The 765-nt window shown below is 30.2% G+C and carries 1 protein-coding gene and 1 pseudogene; both read left to right on the forward strand.

Features of this window, described 5'->3' with window-relative positions; all coding sequences use genetic code 11:
- A pseudogene (locus tag AC1DTM_RS29850) lies at window positions 1-297 on the forward strand (hypothetical protein); the annotation flags it as partial.
- Window positions 298-437: 140 nt separating this feature from the next.
- A partial coding sequence (locus AC1DTM_RS29855) for a RidA family protein (protein ID WP_477001630.1) occupies window positions 438-765 on the forward strand: 328 nt, incomplete at its 3' end.

Below are 765 nucleotides of genomic sequence, written 5' to 3' on the forward strand. Positions count from 1 at the left end.
AAATTAGGCTTGTATAAAAATTCGTAATCAATTATCCCGGTGTTTAAAGCCAAAGACTTATCTATACTTAACGAAATCGCGAACACAATCAGTAAAGATTTGATCTTATTATGTAAAGAAAATGAGAAACCTTTAAAAGAATACTTTGCAAGCAGCAGATACTCAAAAGAAATAACTTACGAAGAATTTTTTATTTGGTGGTATCACTTTTTCTATACAAAAATAACTGAAGAATTAATAAAACAAGGCATAATTAGTATCAGCACTCAAGAAAATCAAACATATATAATCTATTAAATACCTAATTTTATAAATATAAGCAGCGTATTATAACTCCACATATGTAGCAGAAGGATATGTGAAAAATCATTTGTAAAATAGATAGTCATCTAAAATTAAACATGAAGAAAATACGATATAAATAGGGGAGATGCACCTTGCAAAAGAAATTTATCAATCCGGAAACTTTGCCAGCAACTTTTGGATACTCACATATTGTTGAGGTTAGTAACGCTAAATGGACAATTTACATATCAGGACAAGTAGCGATTAATGTTGATGGTCATATAGTTGGGAATGGCGATTTAGGTACACAAACGCGCCAAGTATTTGAAAATATTAAAGTAGCATTAGAAGCTTCAGAATTAAATTTTAATGATGTAGTAAAATTAACATTTTTCTTGACGGACATTTCTCAAATGGCCATTGTTAGAGATATTCGAGATCAATACATCAACACAAACAATCCACCAGCAAGTTCAGCTG

This window comes from Bacillus sp. P4_D3 (genome assembly GCF_056401855.1).